18 protein-coding genes and 5 tRNA genes are annotated in these 17,185 nt (G+C 39.9%); 10 read left to right on the top strand and 13 right to left on the bottom strand.

The window, feature by feature from the left end:
• Positions 1 to 62 precede the first annotated feature (62 nt).
• From UNSWCS_RS10205 to UNSWCS_RS10225, 6 genes are all read right to left on the bottom strand, one after another.
• A complete protein-coding gene (locus UNSWCS_RS10205) occupies positions 63 to 212 on the bottom strand; it encodes a hypothetical protein (RefSeq protein ID WP_200862630.1) in 150 nt (49 codons plus the stop codon).
• A gap of 335 nt (positions 213 to 547) precedes the next feature.
• Positions 548 to 637 (bottom strand) — tRNA-Ser (locus UNSWCS_RS10210).
• 58 nt (positions 638 to 695) lie between these two features.
• The gene (locus UNSWCS_RS12415; RefSeq protein ID WP_009295236.1) at positions 696 to 851 is read right to left on the bottom strand and encodes a hypothetical protein; all 156 of its coding nucleotides are present in this window, start codon (positions 849 to 851) and stop codon (positions 696 to 698) included.
• A gap of 31 nt (positions 852 to 882) precedes the next feature.
• Positions 883 to 956, bottom strand: a tRNA-Cys gene (locus tag UNSWCS_RS10215).
• A 7-nt stretch (positions 957 to 963) separates the two neighbouring features.
• Positions 964 to 1,050: transfer RNA gene (locus UNSWCS_RS10220), tRNA-Leu, on the bottom strand.
• Positions 1,051 to 1,058: 8 nt separating this feature from the next.
• Positions 1,059 to 1,133 (bottom strand) — tRNA-Gly (locus UNSWCS_RS10225).
• 103 nt (positions 1,134 to 1,236) lie between these two features.
• Between UNSWCS_RS10225 and UNSWCS_RS10230 the strand changes: the two genes are divergently transcribed.
• The 7 genes from UNSWCS_RS10230 (at position 1,237) to UNSWCS_RS10260 (ending at position 6,397) form a co-directional block, all read left to right on the top strand.
• A tRNA-Ala gene (locus UNSWCS_RS10230) sits at positions 1,237 to 1,312 on the top strand.
• Positions 1,313 to 1,415: 103 nt separating this feature from the next.
• A complete protein-coding gene (locus UNSWCS_RS10235) occupies positions 1,416 to 2,156 on the top strand; it encodes a hypothetical protein (protein ID WP_021088444.1) in 741 nt (246 codons plus the stop codon).
• A gap of 80 nt (positions 2,157 to 2,236) precedes the next feature.
• Positions 2,237 to 3,361 (top strand): PepSY-associated TM helix domain-containing protein, encoded by a 1,125-nt coding sequence (locus tag UNSWCS_RS10240; protein WP_021088452.1) that lies wholly within the window; start codon positions 2,237 to 2,239, stop codon positions 3,359 to 3,361.
• A 71-nt stretch (positions 3,362 to 3,432) separates the two neighbouring features.
• Positions 3,433 to 4,455 carry a ribonucleotide-diphosphate reductase subunit beta gene (locus UNSWCS_RS10245; protein WP_021088450.1) on the top strand — a complete coding sequence of 341 codons (1,023 nt, stop codon included), beginning with the start codon at positions 3,433 to 3,435 and terminating at the stop codon, positions 4,453 to 4,455.
• A complete protein-coding gene (locus UNSWCS_RS10250) occupies positions 4,445 to 4,936 on the top strand; it encodes a hypothetical protein (RefSeq protein ID WP_021088442.1) in 492 nt (163 codons plus the stop codon). Before UNSWCS_RS10245 ends, UNSWCS_RS10250 begins: the two co-directional genes overlap by 11 nt.
• Complete coding sequence (locus tag UNSWCS_RS10255) at positions 4,937 to 5,704, top strand: carbon-nitrogen hydrolase family protein (RefSeq protein WP_021088440.1); 768 nt, start codon at positions 4,937 to 4,939, stop codon at positions 5,702 to 5,704.
• Between the two features lie 60 nt (positions 5,705 to 5,764).
• On the top strand, positions 5,765 to 6,397 hold the full coding sequence (locus UNSWCS_RS10260; protein ID WP_021088454.1) for a protein-L-isoaspartate(D-aspartate) O-methyltransferase: 633 nt from the start codon (positions 5,765 to 5,767) through the stop codon (positions 6,395 to 6,397).
• An 18-nt stretch (positions 6,398 to 6,415) separates the two neighbouring features.
• Here the strand turns inward: UNSWCS_RS10260 and UNSWCS_RS10265 are convergent, their stop codons facing one another.
• The 5 genes from UNSWCS_RS10265 to UNSWCS_RS10285 all read right to left on the bottom strand — a co-directional run bounded on the left by UNSWCS_RS10265 (position 6,416) and on the right by UNSWCS_RS10285 (position 11,540).
• Positions 6,416 to 6,898 carry a hypothetical protein gene (locus tag UNSWCS_RS10265; protein WP_021088451.1) on the bottom strand — a complete coding sequence of 161 codons (483 nt, stop codon included), beginning with the start codon at positions 6,896 to 6,898 and terminating at the stop codon, positions 6,416 to 6,418.
• A 130-nt stretch (positions 6,899 to 7,028) separates the two neighbouring features.
• Positions 7,029 to 7,274, bottom strand: a complete 246-nt coding sequence (locus UNSWCS_RS10270) for a hypothetical protein (protein ID WP_021088453.1) — start codon at positions 7,272 to 7,274, stop codon at positions 7,029 to 7,031.
• Positions 7,275 to 7,366: 92 nt separating this feature from the next.
• Positions 7,367 to 8,941, bottom strand: coding sequence for a single-stranded-DNA-specific exonuclease RecJ (recJ, locus tag UNSWCS_RS10275; RefSeq protein ID WP_035143968.1), 1,575 nt, complete (start codon positions 8,939 to 8,941; stop codon positions 7,367 to 7,369).
• Positions 8,942 to 9,252: 311 nt separating this feature from the next.
• Positions 9,253 to 9,825 carry an outer membrane protein gene (locus UNSWCS_RS10280; protein WP_021088449.1) on the bottom strand — a complete coding sequence of 191 codons (573 nt, stop codon included), beginning with the start codon at positions 9,823 to 9,825 and terminating at the stop codon, positions 9,253 to 9,255.
• Between the two features lie 80 nt (positions 9,826 to 9,905).
• A complete protein-coding gene (locus tag UNSWCS_RS10285; RefSeq protein WP_021088456.1) occupies positions 9,906 to 11,540 on the bottom strand; it encodes a CTP synthase in 1,635 nt (544 codons plus the stop codon).
• A 126-nt stretch (positions 11,541 to 11,666) separates the two neighbouring features.
• Here UNSWCS_RS10285 and UNSWCS_RS10290 point away from each other — a divergent pair, with 126 nt between their 5' ends.
• Genes UNSWCS_RS10290 through UNSWCS_RS10300 form a run of 3 tightly spaced genes read left to right on the top strand, consistent with a single transcriptional unit; the run spans position 11,667 to position 14,536 of the window.
• The gene (locus UNSWCS_RS10290) at positions 11,667 to 11,882 is read left to right on the top strand and encodes a DUF4492 domain-containing protein (protein WP_009295224.1); all 216 of its coding nucleotides are present in this window, start codon (positions 11,667 to 11,669) and stop codon (positions 11,880 to 11,882) included.
• Between the two features lies 1 nt (position 11,883).
• On the top strand, positions 11,884 to 13,419 hold the full coding sequence (locus UNSWCS_RS10295) for a cytochrome ubiquinol oxidase subunit I (RefSeq protein WP_021088443.1): 1,536 nt from the start codon (positions 11,884 to 11,886) through the stop codon (positions 13,417 to 13,419).
• Positions 13,412 to 14,536 carry a cytochrome d ubiquinol oxidase subunit II gene (locus UNSWCS_RS10300; protein ID WP_021088448.1) on the top strand — a complete coding sequence of 375 codons (1,125 nt, stop codon included), beginning with the start codon at positions 13,412 to 13,414 and terminating at the stop codon, positions 14,534 to 14,536. The genes UNSWCS_RS10295 and UNSWCS_RS10300 overlap by 8 nt, the downstream gene beginning before the upstream one ends.
• 231 nt (positions 14,537 to 14,767) lie before the next feature.
• Here UNSWCS_RS10300 and UNSWCS_RS10305 read toward each other — a convergent pair whose 3' ends face one another.
• Complete coding sequence (locus UNSWCS_RS10305; RefSeq protein ID WP_021088445.1) at positions 14,768 to 15,118, bottom strand: hypothetical protein; 351 nt, start codon at positions 15,116 to 15,118, stop codon at positions 14,768 to 14,770.
• Positions 15,119 to 15,303: 185 nt separating this feature from the next.
• A partial coding sequence (locus UNSWCS_RS12050) for a hypothetical protein (protein ID WP_035143970.1) occupies positions 15,304 to 17,185 on the bottom strand: 1,882 nt, incomplete at its 5' end.

The following is a 17,185-nucleotide window of genomic DNA, read 5'->3' on the forward strand; positions in this document are numbered from 1 at the left end:
TTAAAATGATAGTAAACCAAATTTTATCCTTATTCCACTCTCATTTTAAATGTAAAATACTCTCATTTTAAATGCGCGCGGATACTTCTAGTTAGTAAGACGTAAATTTTTCTATAAAAAAGCGCCCTTTCATTTTTATATATGGTCTGCAAAAACGGCAAAAAGTTGTAGATGATGACATTTTGCGCTTCAAGACCTTTAATAGACTGCATCGTCAAAACCTCTATATTTTTGCCCTCTGGCAAGACGCTCTCTTTTATAGCATTTACAGCGACCTTGCTATTACTTAAAACGACACTTGTTTCGCCATCTGGTAAGACACATTTATTGCCTTTTGCTCTTTAGTGTCAAGGTAACTTTTGTATATTTTCATCCAAGCGTTAAATTTACTTTGTTCTCACACTTTTTTGAGACTAAAATTCTGCTATTTTTAGCTTTTCTAAGAACACAGTTTTTGCCACAATTTAACATGGATCATGTTTATATTAAGTTATGTTGAGCCCAAATTCTAAAAAATTAAAAATAAAAAGTGATTTTAAATTTGAAGTGGCCGGGAGATAGGGATTCGAACCCCAGGAGGCTTTCACACCTCAACGGTTTTCAAGACCGCCGCTTTCGACCGCTCAGCCATCTCCCGAATTAAAGATTTGTGATTATAGCCAACTTTGCTTAAAATTTGCTATAACCACTTTGAATTATTCTGTTTTTTCTTTGACGTAACTAGCGCCGCTATTAACCTTTTCTTTAGTCCATTCTTTAGCATTATGCGTATCTTCTTTTACACCGTGCCAAGTGTTTGAACAACCTACCGCGAAAAATGCCATGCATACTATTAAAAGCAATTTTTTCATCGTTATCCCTTTATGTAGTTATTTTTGAAGTTGGAGGCGACACCCGGATTCGAACCGGGGATCAAAGCTTTGCAGGCTCATGCCTTACCACTTGGCCATGTCGCCGTTTTGGTGGTGCCCGAGACCGGACTTGAACCGGTACGGTAAAAACTACCGAGGGATTTTAAGTCCCTTGCGTCTACCATTCCGCCACTCGGGCAAATTTAATGGAGCGGGAAACGAGATTCGAACTCGCGACCCCAACCTTGGCAAGGTTGTGCTCTACCCCTGAGCTATTCCCGCATTAAAGGTTGCAATGTTACCCAAAAGTTGCTTAAAAATTTATTTTATAAAAACGACTTTCAAAAAAATGTAAGCCATAAAAAGATAAAATACCAAATCTTTTGGGGTTATAGCTCAGCTGGGAGAGCGCTTGAATGGCATTCAAGAGGTCGGCGGTTCGATCCCGCTTAACTCCACCATGAATTTAATCTCTTTTTTGCTAACAAATATTTTCACGTTTTTCATGAAATTTTACGTCAAATATATATAAAAATTTAGAATTCTTTCGCTACATTAACAAACATGCAAAATTTAAAACAATATATAAATGAAATTTTAAAAGATCACCGCGACGAGCGTGTATTTAGCTTTGAATTTGATGGGCAAAAATTTTGGTTAAAGCGCATTGAAAAGAGCATTGAAGGCAGCTTTTTAACTAAAATTTTTAAACCAAACCCTTATAAGTCATTTGCTGCTGAGATAAAAAAGATTGAAATTTTAAACGAGGCAAATGCCCCTGCTCCAAAGCTCGTGCTAAAAAGTGATGAATTTTTCGTTATAGAAGATGTTGGCGAGCCAGTTTCTAGACTATTTAAATATAGTACCGATGAAAATTTTAAGCATGAAATTTTACTAAAAGCAGCCCGCGCATTAGCTGGACTTCACGCACTAAATTTCGCACACGGACGCCCAGCGCTTAGGGATATCGCCATAAAAAATGATGAGATAAATTTTCTTGATTTTGAGTCAAAATTTTTTAGCGATGATCTAGAGCTTAGAAAGTGTCGTGATCTGCTAGTTTTCATCCACGAGCTCTACCGACAAAAAATTTCAAACAAGCTTGTAAAGGAGGCGATTGACGAGTACATTAAGGCTAATGGCAGCGAAATTTACGAGCACTCTTTGCGCTTAATAGTGAAATTTAAGCCACTTTTCTACCTGCTAAGGCCGTTTAAATTTTTAGACAAAAAGGATCTAAATGCGGCTATTTCAACATTTGAGCTACTTTTGCCAACTGCAAAATCTAAAATCACATCTAGATAACTAAAAAATAATCTTCTAAATTTTATCTCTACTTAACAAAAAATAAATTAATATTCGTTATTAAAATTAAAAGGAGATATATGCTTTTCAAGCGTAACAAAATCATTTTCAACATCCACCTAATAATCGGTCTGATCGCGACTATACCGCTACTTATCATGACACTTGCAGCGCCATTTGCCTCTTATAGAGAGGAGATCAAGTCTGCGATAAATGAAAAATATATAAATTTAGCGCCCAGCGAAAAGCCAAATTTAAGCTTAAGCGAGATCCTCGCCAAAGCAAAAAGTGAGATCAAATTTGACACGCTTGAAAACGTACAAATCGGTGGCGAAAACAAAGCTTATAGCATCAGCGTCACCAAAGACAAAAAACTCCAAAATTTCTTTGTCGATCCACGCACCGGCGAGGTGATCAGCGAGGACTGGGGCGAGAAATTTCGCGTGGTCACACTTAGCCTGCATAGAAATTTAGGCCTTGCCCTGCTTGATAGCAAGGTCCCAGCCAACATCGGCAAGCAAATAGTCGCCATTAGCTCCATCATCATGGCGCTTCTTGCCATCAGCGGCCTCATCCTCTACGCACCAGCGATCAAGCGAAATTTGCTAAATTCGCTAAAGATCAAGCCAAGTGCAAAGGGCTACGCCTGCTTTTACAACCTCCACACGAGCCTTGGCACCTACGTGGCGATCCTACTTGTCGTGATGTCGCTAACTGGCCTTTACTGGTCTTATGGCTGGGTCAGAAACAGCGTAAATAGCGTATTTTTCGAGCTAAAACCAAGCCAAGCGCAAAGGGCAATGCCTCAAAGAAATTTAGTCCCGATAAGCGATGATAAATTTAAAGAGATCGAGACTGCGGAGCAAATTTTTAAAGACAATGTCACGCTAGAGCTAAAATCACTCACGATAAACGTGCCTGAAAACAACCAAAGCACCTACACTATAAACTACGAAACTAGCGAGAGCCAAGTGGGCAAACTAAAACTTGACGCGAGCGCTGGCAAGATCAAAGAAAACAAGCTTGTTAGCAAGGCTGAAAGCATCCCAGAGGCTAAAAAAGCGGGCCGCAAAGTGCTTAGCCTGCACACTGGAGAGATGTTTGGCGAGATCGGTCAGATCGTCTTTGCCATCTCTTGCATGATCGCGGTTTTACTAATAATAACTGGCTTTTTGATGACCATAAAAAGGAGCAAAGCCATCTAAATAAAAGTAAATTTTTACCTTGCTTTGGGTAAGATTTTAAGAAATTTTTACCACAAATAAGAGAGAAATTTATGAATAGAAAACGCATATACAACCCAAGTTCAAATGAAAATTTGACCGACAGAAGAGTCTTTAACGGCAACCCACACGGCATTTTAAATTTCACCAAGGCAAAATACGAGTGGGCGTTAAAGCTTTGGGACCTCATGGAGGCAAACACCTGGTTTCCAAAAGAGGTCGATACCACCGACGACGTGCGCGACTACGCCTACAATCTCACAGAGGCTGAAAAACGCATGTACGACCTCGTCTGGAGCCAGCTCATCTCGATGGATAGCTTCCAGACAAACAACCTAGCTGACAACATCAACCCTTACATCACCGCACCAGAGATCAACGCCGTGCTAAGCCGCCAAGCCTACGAAGAGGCAAACCACAGCAAGTCTTACGCTGTCATGGTCGAGGCGATCTGTGACAACACCGACCTCATCTACGAGATGGAGAAGCATGACGACGTCTTGCGTGAGAAAAATAACTACATCTCAAGCGTCTATGAGGAGCTTGCAGGCGAAGTGACTGACGAGAAGCTACTTCTTGCGATGGTTGCGAACCAAATTTTGGAGGGTATCTACTTTTACAGCGGCTTTACAGCGATCTACGCTCTAGCTCGCGCTGGCAAGATGCTGGGCTCAGCGCAGATGATACGCTTCATCCAACGCGACGAGATCACGCACCTGCTTTTGTTTCAAAACATGATAAATTCAGTCCGCAAAGAGAGGCCTGATCTTTTCACGCCTGAGACTGAGGCAAAAATTTATGATATGTTTGAAAAAGCTGGAAATTTAGAGATCAAATGGGGTAAATACATCACCCAAAACCAGATAATGGGCTTTACAGACGATATCATCGAGCAGTACATCCACTATCTCATCGACCAGCGTCTAGTTGCGATCGGCCTAAAACGCAAATACAACGTCGCTCACCCGATCAAATGGGTCGATGACTTTGCTAAATTTAACGACCAAAAGTCAAATTTCTTTGAAGCAAAGGTGACAAACTATAGCAAGGGAAGTATCAGCTTTGATGACTTTTAAAAATGGCATCTTAGCCCTTGCCTGCGTGCTTTTTGTGGGGTGTGCGAGCAGTAGCAGCCAGAGGGCGATCGACATAGCAAATAAGGATCTATTAAATAGTTTTAACCCTTACATACTTGTCAAAACAGACGAAACCAAATATGTTATCATCTACCAAAGCATGCCAGCTGGCGATGTCCGGCCAAGTCTGGCACCTATCGGGTCGGCTCTTTTTGTCGATGTTTTAAAGCAGATAAATAGGGTATGTAGCTTTAAATCCACCGACCTAAAAGAGACTAGGATGGTATATTTTGACGATAAAACCTCGTTTTCTTATGAAGTCTGGGTCTTTAACGACCAGCTCTCACATCGCGATGATAAGATCACAGCTATAACTGTTTTGCTAAAGCCAACGCCTGATATCGGCGGAACGGATATGGATTTTAGGATACCAGCAGATTGTCATGCACCAAAGCAAACTACATTTGTATTTGGAAAATAAATGAGCGAAAATTTAAACCTAATAAGCCTAACTTTAAAGGCAAAAAATGCTACCGAGCGGCTAGAAGAGCTTGCAAATTTAGTTGAGGCTGCACCTGAAAACTCTCTCCTGCTTGCAAGTGAGCTTTGCATCAGCGGCTATGACTTTGACGGCTTTTTTGCTGGGGCGAACAAAGCTATGCTTGGTGGCATGATAGGCAGCTTTGATGCGATGCTACTTGAGCGCTTGCAAGAGGCGCTTAGCCCAGATAAATTTCTTGGTTTTACGCACCTTAGCAGCCTAAACAAAAGCGCAGGGCTCGCTCAAATTTCAAATCTAAATCCGCACCAACCAAAAATCTATAACGAATTTTTACTTCTTAACTCAAACAACGTCTTTCATTCGCAATTTAAGGCTGAGCTTTTTAGGCCAAATTTAGAGCATGAGATCTTTGCCGCTGGCGAAGTGAGCGATATAAATGCATTTACATTTAAAGGGCTAAAGCTTGGCGTGCTGATATGCTTTGAGCTGCGTGATAGCAGGCTTTGGGCAAAGCTAAAAGGGTGTGACATCATCATGGTGCCAGCCATGTGGGGCAAGGCCAGAGAAGAGGCCTACCTTAGCCTTTGCAAGGCACTTGCGATCGCAAATAACTGCTACGTCATGATCTCAAGCTCGCTTGATCTTGAGCTCGCTGGGGTCTTTTTGCCAGATGGCACGCTAGAGCAAAGCGCGGTTTTTGACGCAAATTTGATAGCGCAGATAAAGAAAAATTTAGGGCTTTTATAAATTTTAAGATAAGCTTTAAATCGTATAATAACTATTTAAAATTTGTTTAGGATAGAAATTTTGACCCAATTAGAAGCGATAAAATGCCAAAATTTAGCTAGCGACATAGCCGATGAGATCACGCTAAGTCCGCTTTTGTTTGACGCGATATCAACAACCGAGCGTGAAATTTTCGTGCCTATCCCTGCACATGCTTATAAACTTGACGCGCAGCCGATACTGGGTAATCAATGGATCAGCTCGCCGCTAACGGTGGCAAAGATGACGATGGCGCTAGAGTGTGAAAATGTGGATAACATCCTAGAAATAGGCTGTGGCAGCGGCTATCAAGCAGCGATACTAAGCAAGCTCGCACATAGAATTTTTAGCGTCGAGCGCATAGAAAAGCTAGCCATGGAGGCCAAAAAACGCTTTGAAGCACTAAAGATCAAAAACGTACACGTAAGATATGATGATGGCAACAACGGCTGGCGAAGCTACGCGCCGTTTGATAGGATTTTACTCTCGGCTGCTGCTGATGAGATCTCGCCAAATTTATTCGCTCAACTAAAAAATGGCGGCATCTTGGTCGCTCCGATGAAAAAAGATGGCAAGCAGTTTATCGCTAAATTTAGAAAAGACGAGAGCGGAAATTTAGAAAAAGAGTTTTTAGACGAGTGCCTTTTTGTACCACTTCTTGAGGGCAGAGAGTAGAGGCTTTTACCTCTACAACTACCACCTAACCAGCCACTCACCGCTTGGCTGTTGCGTAAATATAAGATCATCAAATTTTGTAGTTTCTTCGCCATCTGCCGTGATAAATGTAACGCTAAAGCTAAATGCGTTTTTGGCGATAAATTTCACATTTTCTATGCTCAAGATATCGACGTTGTCGCTACAAGTGCCACTAGTCCTTTTTAAATGGCTATCATCTCTTCGTAGTGCAGGTGCCCTTGTGCCGCTTTCCATAAATTTATCATTTTTATTAGCCTTATAGCATGTCATATTTGCTAAAAATTCCTGCATCCTAGGCTTTGCACTATCAAATTTGGCTTGATACTCCTTTGACACCTTAATGCCCAAAATAGCGCCTGGCACCGTCTGACCAACTAAATTTCTACTTTTTGTTAGCGTTGGCTCGCTTTTTGGTTCGCAAAAGGCAAGGCTACTAAAAACGGCACAGAGCACAATGGCAAGAAGCGATTTGGTTTTCATTTTTCTCCTTTTTAGATAAGAGCCATTCTATCTTGTGCCACTTAAAAGTTGCTTGAGTTATAAATTTAAAGAATAAATGTGAGTTTTTAGGAGAGGCAAAGCCTAAGCCTTGCCATAAAAATAGAATTTATTAGAATTTATAAGTGTAGCCTGTGTAAATTCCAACACTTGTATCTCTTAGCTGAGCGCCACTATTTTTCTTATAAAATGTCTTATCAGCCTTTAAGCCAAACTCAAGCGCGCTGTGAGCGTCAAATGAGTAGATACCGCCAGCTTTTGCACCAACCAACAAACCTTTGAAATTTTTCTTGCTAGTTTCGTTTTCAAAGCTTTGTCTAACACTTAGATAACCAAGACCAGCGTAACCACCAAGCACAGCTTTAAAGTTTTCTGTGATGTTTGGAGTGTAGTCAGCATTTCGATTTTAAAGATATTTGGTCATTCAATTTCAAACGACTAGGCAAAATGCTATAAAATTTCTCGTATAAGAAGCTGCGGCGTAACAAGACCGCGGAACGAATTTTTAGATACGCAAAAGATGATATCTATCATTTCGCCTACTCTAACGTGCCTTGTAAAGTTAAAAAACAGCGCCTCAAGCGTTTTGTTGTCTTTTTGCAAGATAAGTTTTAAGTGGTTTTGATCCCTGCCTATGAGCCTCTCGTTTTTCACGACAGCGTTTTCTATCTTAAAGACTGGACGTGGATTTTTCTGTCCGTACGGCTCATAAAATTCCAAAATTTCAAGTAGTTCAAAGTCGATCTCGTTTGGCATTATGTCGCCAAGTAGCTCGTCTGAGCTTTTGCACTCTTGCATATTTAGGCATGAGCAGCTTTTATTTATCGCCTCTTTAAATTTTTCCAAATTTTCAGGTGCAAGAGTTAGCCCTGCTGCACCTTTGTGACCGCCGTAGCTTGTTAGCAGATCTTCGTGGCTTGCGATGAGTGATAAGATATCAAGCTTGCCAACACTTCTAGCACTGCCTTTTGCGCGGCCTTTATCGATGCTAAAGACGATAGCTGGCTTTGCAAAGTGCTTTGCCAGGCGGCTAGCCACGATGCCTATCACGCCCTCATGCCACTGCTCTCCCCAAGTGATGATGACCTCATCGTCCTCTTTTACGTCCTTTAGCGAGCACTCAAAGAGTTGGCGCTCCTCCTCTTTTCTGGAGTTGTTAAACTCAATGATCGTATCAAGGTAGTTATAAGCCTCTTCGATGCTCTTTGCACGCAAGAAGTTAAATGAATTCATCGCATCGTCCATGCGTCCAGCTGAATTTATAAGAGGCGCTATAAGAAAGCTGATATCATCACACTCAAATTTATCCTTGCCGTAAAACTCTTTTATGACGCAAAATGCCGAGCGCTTCGAGGCATTTAGCTTGCAAATACCCATGCGAACGAGCATCCTGTTCATATCTCTTAGCTCCATCATATCAGCGATTATCGCGATGGCTAAAAGCTCTAAAAACTTGCTCATATCGTAGTTTAGCTTGCAAACATCCTTTAGCGCTCCAACCAAATACCAAGCCACTTCAGCACCGCAAATTTCGATATTTGGAAAGTTGCAGTCCTCTTGTTTTGGATTGATTATGGCGTAGGCTTCTGGCAAAATGGCTGGTGGCATGTGGTGATCTGTGATGATGAGATCTATGCCTTTTTCTTTGCAGATAGCGGCGGCGTCATTAGCCGAGATGCCGTTATCGACGGTGATTATTAGACTCACATCGCTTGCAAGCTCGTCGATGATCTCAGGGTTTAAGCCGTATCCGTCCTTAAATCGGTTTGGGATCTTTACTAGGTAGTTTTTTACGCCAAGATCATCAAAAAACTCGGCTAAAATCACACTTGAAACCACGCCATCAACGTCATAATCGCCAACAATAGCGATATGTTCGTTTTTCTCGATCGCTTCTTTGATGCGATTAGCGCCTTTGTAGATATCCTTTAGAGCGCTTGGCGTTGGAATTTCACTAAGTTTTTTGTGTATGTCGTTACAAAATCTACGTGCTAGTAAATTCCTAATATCCTCTTTAGTTAACATAGCTTTGGCAAGGACTTTTTGACGCCATGCCAACTTTTACTAATGCTATTTGCTCACTTAAATTTACACCCAAACTGCCAAAAATTTGGCAACAAAAATGCTTTTTTTTCATCGTAATCTTTCGTCTTTATTTTGAATGCTTTGATTATATCTTTTTGAAATTTAATTTCTTATAATTTTCATTGAAAGTAAGATTTTTAGGGCAAAAAACTTTTATTAAATTGATACTCTTTATAAATTAGACATTGTAAATTTGAAGTAAAAAATGAGAGAAATTTAAAGAAAAACAAGGGGTCTTAAGACCCCAAAAATTAAAATTTATATGTGTAGCCTAGATAAGCGCCAACATCTGTCGATTTAAAATCAAGATTATACGCTGAAGGATACCAAGTTTTATCAGTTTTTAAGCCGAATTCAAGTGCATTATTTTTATCAAAACTATACTCGCCACCTACTTTAGCACCCAATAGCCAACCAACTTTTGTAACATCATACATCTCTATAACAGCACCTTTATTATTATATGCATTAAAATTTATTGTTGAAAGACCAGTATAAAGACCAGCAATTAATTTCCAGTCTTCAGTTATGGTTGGTGTATAGTCACCACCTACTACAAATTTATGATTTGTCCATTTTGCATCCACTATACTGCCATGGCTATCTTTAGCTTTAGCGTGATAGAAGTATCCACCATAAACTCTAGCTATATCAAAGTCATAACCACCCTTTATTCCTATGTTTGGTCTATTATCTTTTAAACCACCAGTTAGCTTTGAGTTAAAATCATAGCCACCTTCAACTCCAGCAAATCCACCTTCAGCCAATGCAAATGAGCTAGCAAGTGAAAGTGTTAAAACACCTTTTAAAACACAATTTTTCATGTTAATCCCTTCAATAGTAATTATGGTGCAATTTTATGTATCATATACTTTATCTTTACTTAAATATTTTTGCAAATTTATCATTTTACGTGATTAGCCAAGCTTGCTTTTATAAAGCCTAGTATCACAGGGTTTGGTCTAGTTAAGCGGCTAGTAAATTCAGGGTGACACTGCACGCCTACAAACCACGGATGTCCTTTTAGCTCGATCGCCTCTACTAGTCCGTCGCTTTCGCCACTTACTATAAGGCCAGCCTTTTCAAAGACCTCTTTATATTTTGGATTTGCCTCGTAGCGGTGGCGGTGGCGCTCTTTTACGCTCTTTGCGTTGCCATAAATTTCAGCTAAAAGCGTCTTTGGTTTGATGTCACAGTTATAAGCACCTAGCCTCATCGTGCCGCCAAGTGGGCTTGTGTGCGTTCTTATCTGCTTTTTACCGTGGGCGTCAATGAAGCTATCTATTAGATATATGATAGGATTTTTGCACTCTTTGTTAAACTCCATAGAATTTGCATCTTCTAAGCCCAAAACATCCCTTGCAAACTCGATCATCGCTAGCTGCATACCAAGGCAAATTCCAAGATATGGGATCTTGTTTTCACGAGCAAATTTTATGGCCTGCATCTTGCCTAAAACGCCTCTTTCACCAAAACCGCCAGCTACCAAGATGCCATCCACGTCTTTTAAAAGCTCATTTACATTACTCTCCTCTATCTTTTCGCTATCTATCCAGCGTAAATTTACCCTAGCGTCTAAATTTGCTCCAGCATGGATGATGCCCTCAGTTAGGCTCTTATAGCTCTCTTTTAGATCGATATATTTGCCTACAAAGGCGATTGTTGTTTCATTTGTTGGAGCGATGATCCTTTTTACTAGGCTATCCCAGTTTGCCATGTCTGGTTTTAGCTCACCAAAGCCTAAATTTTCAGCGATCGGCACTAGGATGTCTTGCTTTAAAAATGAAAGTGGAATTTGATAGATACTTGCGCTATCAAGGCTTTCTATGACGCAGTTTTTCTCTACGCCACAGCTTGCTGCGATCTTATCTTTTAGCTCGCGGTTTAGTGGCATTTCAGACCTGCAGATGATGATATCTGGGCTTATGCCGATGCGTCTTAGCTCGCCTACACTATGCTGAGTTGGCTTTGTTTTTAGCTCACCAGCTACTTTGATAAATGGCACAAGCGTTAGGTGGATATTTAATGCTCTTTTTTTGCCAACTTCTACTCTTAAGGCTCTTATCGCCTCTAAAAATGGTAGTCCCTCGATGTCGCCAACGGTTCCGCCTATCTCAACGATAAGCACATCTTTGCCCTCACCTGCTTTTTTGATACGATCAACGATCTCGCCAACGATGTGAGGGATCACTTGTATAGTCTTTCCAAGGTAGTCGCCACGGCGCTCTTTTTCGATAACCGAGCTATAAACTCTGCCCGTTGTGAAGTTATTATCCTGACTTAGGCTCTCATCTAAAAATCTCTCGTAGTGACCAAGGTCTAGGTCTGTTTCAGCGCCATCGTCTGTGACAAAGACTTCGCCGTGTTCTAGTGGGCTCATCGTGCCTGGATCTACGTTGATATATGGGTCAGCTTTTAAGACGCTCACCTTTAAGCCAGAATTTTTAAGTAATGTCGCGATAGACGCAGCTGCGATGCCTTTTCCAAGTGAGCTTAAAACGCCACCTGTGATAAAAATATACTTCGTCTCTTTTGCCATCAAAATTTCCTTAACTTTAGTTATTTTTTAATCTGCCGATTATACCCCTTAAATATTTAGTAAGGCATTAATCGTGCAATTTTTAAAAATTATTCTTTAAGTTTTTTTGTTATAGACTTCGACATCATGATTAAAAACTGCTTAAAAAACATCGCCTCTTTATATATAGACGGCTTTAAAAATATGAAAATAGGCAAGAAACTATGGCTTCTCATAGCGATAAAGCTTATCATTATGTTTGGAATTTTAAAGGTCTTCATCTTTGATGAAACTCTTAATACCAAATTTCAAACTGACGAAGAAAAAAGCGAATTTGTAATTCGTAATTTAATAAAGGAATAAAATGTCTGAGATGGATTTTGTTGATTGGTCTAGGGCTCAGTTTGCGCTGACTGCCATTTACCACTTTTTGTTTGTCCCGCTTACGTTGGGGCTAAGTTTTATCATCGCCATTATGGAGACGATATATGTCAAAACTGGCGATAAGGCCTGGCTTGAGATAACGAAATTTTGGCTAAAGCTCTTTGGTATAAATTTCGCTATCGGTGTGGCAACTGGCATCATCATGGAGTTTGAGTTTGGTACAAACTGGGCGAATTATAGCTGGTTTGTAGGCGATATATTTGGCGCTCCACTTGCGATTGAAGGCTTGCTAGCATTTTTCATGGAGAGTACATTTTTTGCCATTATGTTTTTTGGCTGGGATAAAGTTAGCAAGAAATTTCACCTATTTTCAACTTGGCTTGTCGCGATCGGTTCAAATTTAAGCGCACTTTGGATCTTGATCGCAAATGGCTGGATGCAGTATCCAATAGGCATGAAATTTAACCCAGATACCGCTAGAATGGAGATGCAAAATTTCTTCGAAGTCGCACTAAATCCAGTTGGTATCACTAAATTTTTACACACAGTAACTAGTGGCTACACTATCTCAGCTCTTTTTGTGATAGGAATTTCTGCTTGGTTTTTGATCCAAAAACGCCACATCTTGCTTGCTAAAAAAAGCATCGTCGTTGCTAGCGCATTTGGCCTTATCACTTCGGCATTTTTACTACTTAGCGGCGATGAGAGCGCATATCTTGCGGCTCAAAAGCAGCCTATGAAGCTAGCAGCCATGGAGGGACTTTACAAGGGCGAGAAAAACGCTGGCCTAGTTGCTGCTGGTATTTTAAACCCAGCTAAAAAGCTTGGCGATGAGAGCAATGCCTTTTTGTTTGAGATAAAGGTACCTTACGCACTTGGCATCATGGCAAACAGAGAGCTTAATTCATTTACACCAGGCATAAACGACCTACTTTATGGCAACAGCGAGCACAATCTAATAAGCGTAGAAGAGAAGATGGCAAAGGGCAAAGTAGCTATCGAAGCTCTTAAAAACTACAAAGAGGCTAAAAAAGCAAATGACGAGAGCTTGATGAAAAGCTCACTTTCAAATTTAGAGAGCAACCTAAATTTCTTAGGATATGGCTATCTTAAAGACGCAAAAGAGGCAGTGCCGCCAGTTGCGCTTACATTTTATAGCTTCCACATCATGGTAGCACTTGGTACATATTTCATAGCTCTTTTTGCTATTACGCTCTATCTAAATCTTTCAAAAAAATATAAATTTGAAAACATAAGAGTATTTTTGTGGGTCTGCCTCTTTACCATACCGCTTGGCTACGTCGCAGCTGAGGCTGGCTGGATAGTAACAGAAGTCGGCCGTCAGCCTTGGGTAATTCAAGATCTCATGACCGTTGGCGTTGGAGCTACAAATTTATCGGACTCAAATGTCAAAATTTCATTTACATTATTTGCTGTTTTATTTACACTCTTGCTAATTGCCGAGATCAAGATCATGCTTAAGCAAATAAAGATAGGATTTAACGACCATGCATAGTTTAAGCTTAGAAAATTTACAAATTTATTGGTGGTTTATAGTTAGCCTTCTTGGCGGACTTTTGGTCTTTATGATGTTTGTTCAAGGCGGCCAGTCGCTCATCTTTAGCCTTGGCAAGGACGAGCTTAAAAAAGATATGCTCATAAATTCTATCGGTAGAAAATGGGAGCTTACATTTACGACGCTTGTTATGTTTGGTGGCGCGTGCTTTGCGGCGTTCCCGCTATTTTACGCTACTAGTTTTGGTGGCGCTTACTGGGTTTGGCTGGCTATTTTATTTTGCTTTATCGTCCAAGCTGTAAGCTACGAGTACCGCAAAAAGCCTGATAACTTCTTAGGCGCTAGAACTTATGAAATTTTCCTTTTCATAAATGGCTCACTTGGCGTTATCCTTATCGGCATGGCGGTTAGTACATTTTTTAGCGGTAGCGACTTTGTGCTAAATGAGCATAACTTTGTCGAGTGGAAGACTCCGTTTCGCGGCCTTGAAGCGTTGGCAAATCCTTACTTGTATTTGCTTGGCTTAGCGATGTTTTTCTTATCTCGCGTAGGCGGCTGCTTATATCTTATAAACAATATCGCTGATGGCGAATTTATACAAAACGCTAAAAAACAGCTAATTATCAATACTGTGCTATTCTTGCCATTTTTCTTAGGCTTTCTTGCTTGGATACTTACAAAAGATGGCTTTGCATACGACGCAAACGGCGTAGTTAGCCTTGTTGCTTACAAATACGCCATAAATTTGATCGAGATGCCTGTCGCTGGCGTGCTACTACTTGTTGGTGTGCTTTTGGTGCTTGTTGGAATTTTCCAAGGAGCATTTACAAAAAGCATCCGTGGAATTTTTGCTTACGGCGTTGGCGTAACGCTTGCTGTGACCGCGCTATTTTTGATAACAGGACTAAATGGCACAGCATTTTATCCGTCATTTAGCGACCTCTCTAGCTCGCTAACTATCAAAAATGCAAGCTCTAGCCACTACACACTTGGCGTTATGGCCTATGTTAGCTTGCTAGTACCAGTAGTGCTTGCCTATATCTTCATCGTCTGGAGAGCGATAGATAGCAAGAAGATCACACAAGATGAGATCAAAAACGATCAACACGCATACTAAGGATAAAAGATGTTAGAAGCAGGAATTTTTTTGATACTTTGGCCAGTAACGCTATTTATTAGCTACAAATTTGTTCTTTTTTCTCTTAAGAAATTTGACGCAAATAACTAAAATTTAGGGGCATTTGCTCCTAAATTTATATAGATAAACAACTCTTACAAAAATCCATGAAATAAAAATTATATAAGCATAATATTTGGTGTGAGACCCCTCTCTCTCACACCGAGTGTATTAGTTATTATTTTGAAATTTATAAATTTCTTCTTTGACGCTAGTTAGGTCAAAATTTATCGCTCGCTCTAGCTCTAGCAAGCTTACATCTTTGTCTATCTCAAGAGCCATCGCTATCTCATTTAGCTCTTTTGCTTCCTCATTTGCAAGGATCGCACTCTTAAAACTAGCCTCATCTATCTGGCCAAATTTTAAAAAGATCGATTTAAATTTATCTTTTAAAATTTCTCTACTTAGCTTTTTATCTTCTAAAGCCTTCTTTGTGCCACCATTTCTGTTACATGTTCTAAATATAAAATCTATTGTTTCATTTACTTCATCGAGTAAATTTTTTGTCTTCTCGCTTTGCATGGAGCCCCTCTCTTCAGTGCAAACAAATTAACAAAATATCTTCTTGATATAAAATTAATTTCAATAATATTTTATGATTAATTTTTTGATTTGTATATTGTACCTAGGTACGATATAGTTATATTTATATATTTTATTTTGACCCTGTTTTAAAGAGAGTTTAGACCCAAAAGTGGGTCTAAATTTTATATTGTGGGAATTATATTAACTTCTTCTATTTTAAGAGTAAATGTCTGATTGCCATCATGCACTTCATATGTAGTAGCATTACCATCTGCTTCCCTAGAAGTTGTAATTCCTGATGTGCCATCTTCAAATCTGCCAACACCTTTTATACCTTTTACAGTTAATGATGTTGCGCCCTCGCCACCAACATTTTTTATAAAATTTGATATATCTGATGCTTGAAAAAATCTAAATACTCCATCAAATTCAGACATATCAAGTATCTCAAAGCCACTTATCTTACCAGCATTTGTTGTCTTAAACGAGTCGTCATGGATTTTTAGCGTATCTTTTGTGCCTTCGCCACCTGTTATAGTGCTATTATCTAGAACCACACCCTTACCAAGATCGACCTTGTCATTTCCATCACCACCAGTGACAGATGAATTTTTCATATTTATTTCATCGCCTATTTTGATGGTATCGTTACCTTCACCTGAATTGACAGAAGTTTTATCTAAATTTGTATTTTCAAATTTATAGTTGTCATTGCCATTGCCACTTTTGATCTCTGAATCTCTTATGGCAGAGCTTATAAATTCTAGTGTATCACCATATGGCTCTTTGCTAAGATCGCCATTACCAGAGTCAATATCTACTCTATTTAAATTTGCGCCAGTTACATTTATAGTGTCGTTGCCTTCGCCTGTTTTTATAAAGCCATCAGTTCTACTTCCCGCATACTCTGTCTCGTTAGTTGTTCCGTCATTATCCGCATATGCCGAAAGATCAGTTTTTATATTAACTACATCATTGCCTGAGCCAGTATCTACTTTTGTATTTTTTATTCTTGAATTTTCCTCAAAATTTACAGTGTCATTGCCATCGCCTGTTTTTAACAAGACATTGTCAAAATAAGAATTTTCTTTAATCGTAAATATATCATTGCCATTATGACTTGTGATCCTTGTAGCAACTAGAATAGCGCTATTTATATTTACTGTGTCTTGATTGTTCTCTCCACCAGCATTACCCATATCTATTTTTGTAGAACTAACATCAGCATCTTTTTCCATATTAAACACATCGTCGCCATCACCCATTTTTACAACGTCATCAGCATCTTTATTTAGCCAATTTACGCCACTTGAAAAAACCACTTCCTCTTTGATAGTTATCGTATCATCGCCATCTTTTGTGTCTATGATAGTTTTCATACTATCGCCATTATTTGGGTCAGAATTTATAAGAGCAGGGTTTAAGCCCTCTGTAGTCGCATCTATATTTTCTGTGATATTTACATTATCATCATTATCAATGATCTTACCCTCAGCCTCACCAGATGTGATAACTGCGTTGTTTGTAGTCACGCTAAGAGTTACGCCCTCTTTATAAACGCCGTAGTCTTTTATGCCAGGAGCGATATTTGCGCCTAGATCCTCGCTGCTTGCGCCCTCGTTTTGGTTGCCAGCTGTTTGACCGTAGTCATCTATCACTTGCACCCTAACCTTTACATTTGCGATATCGCTTGGTGCCACACCACTTATCGTGCCGCCATTTTGTATCGCTATCCAGCTATTTCCGCCATCAAGTGAATACTCCATAGCGTTTGAGTAGTCTCTGCCTGCACTTGCACCGCTTAAATTTAGCGTTAGATCAGTAGGTGTAGTCGAGCTTGTAGCAGCTGATAGGCCTAAGTTATAGACTAGATATTCGTTTGGAGTTGCCTCTCTTGCCTCGCCACTACCATCAAGCGATATCTTGATAGCCACTGGAGTGTTAGCTGCTGATCCGCCTATATCGCCAGCACCTGCGTCATTGCCGTCATTATAACCGCCGATTGAGTTTTCTGGAGCTTGAAAAGCCCTGCTTGAATCAGGTAAATTTCTATAATCATCAGTA

Origin of the sequence: Campylobacter concisus UNSWCS (assembly GCF_000466685.1) — a bacterium.
Taxonomy (GTDB): Bacteria; Campylobacterota; Campylobacteria; order Campylobacterales; family Campylobacteraceae; genus Campylobacter_A; species Campylobacter_A concisus_A.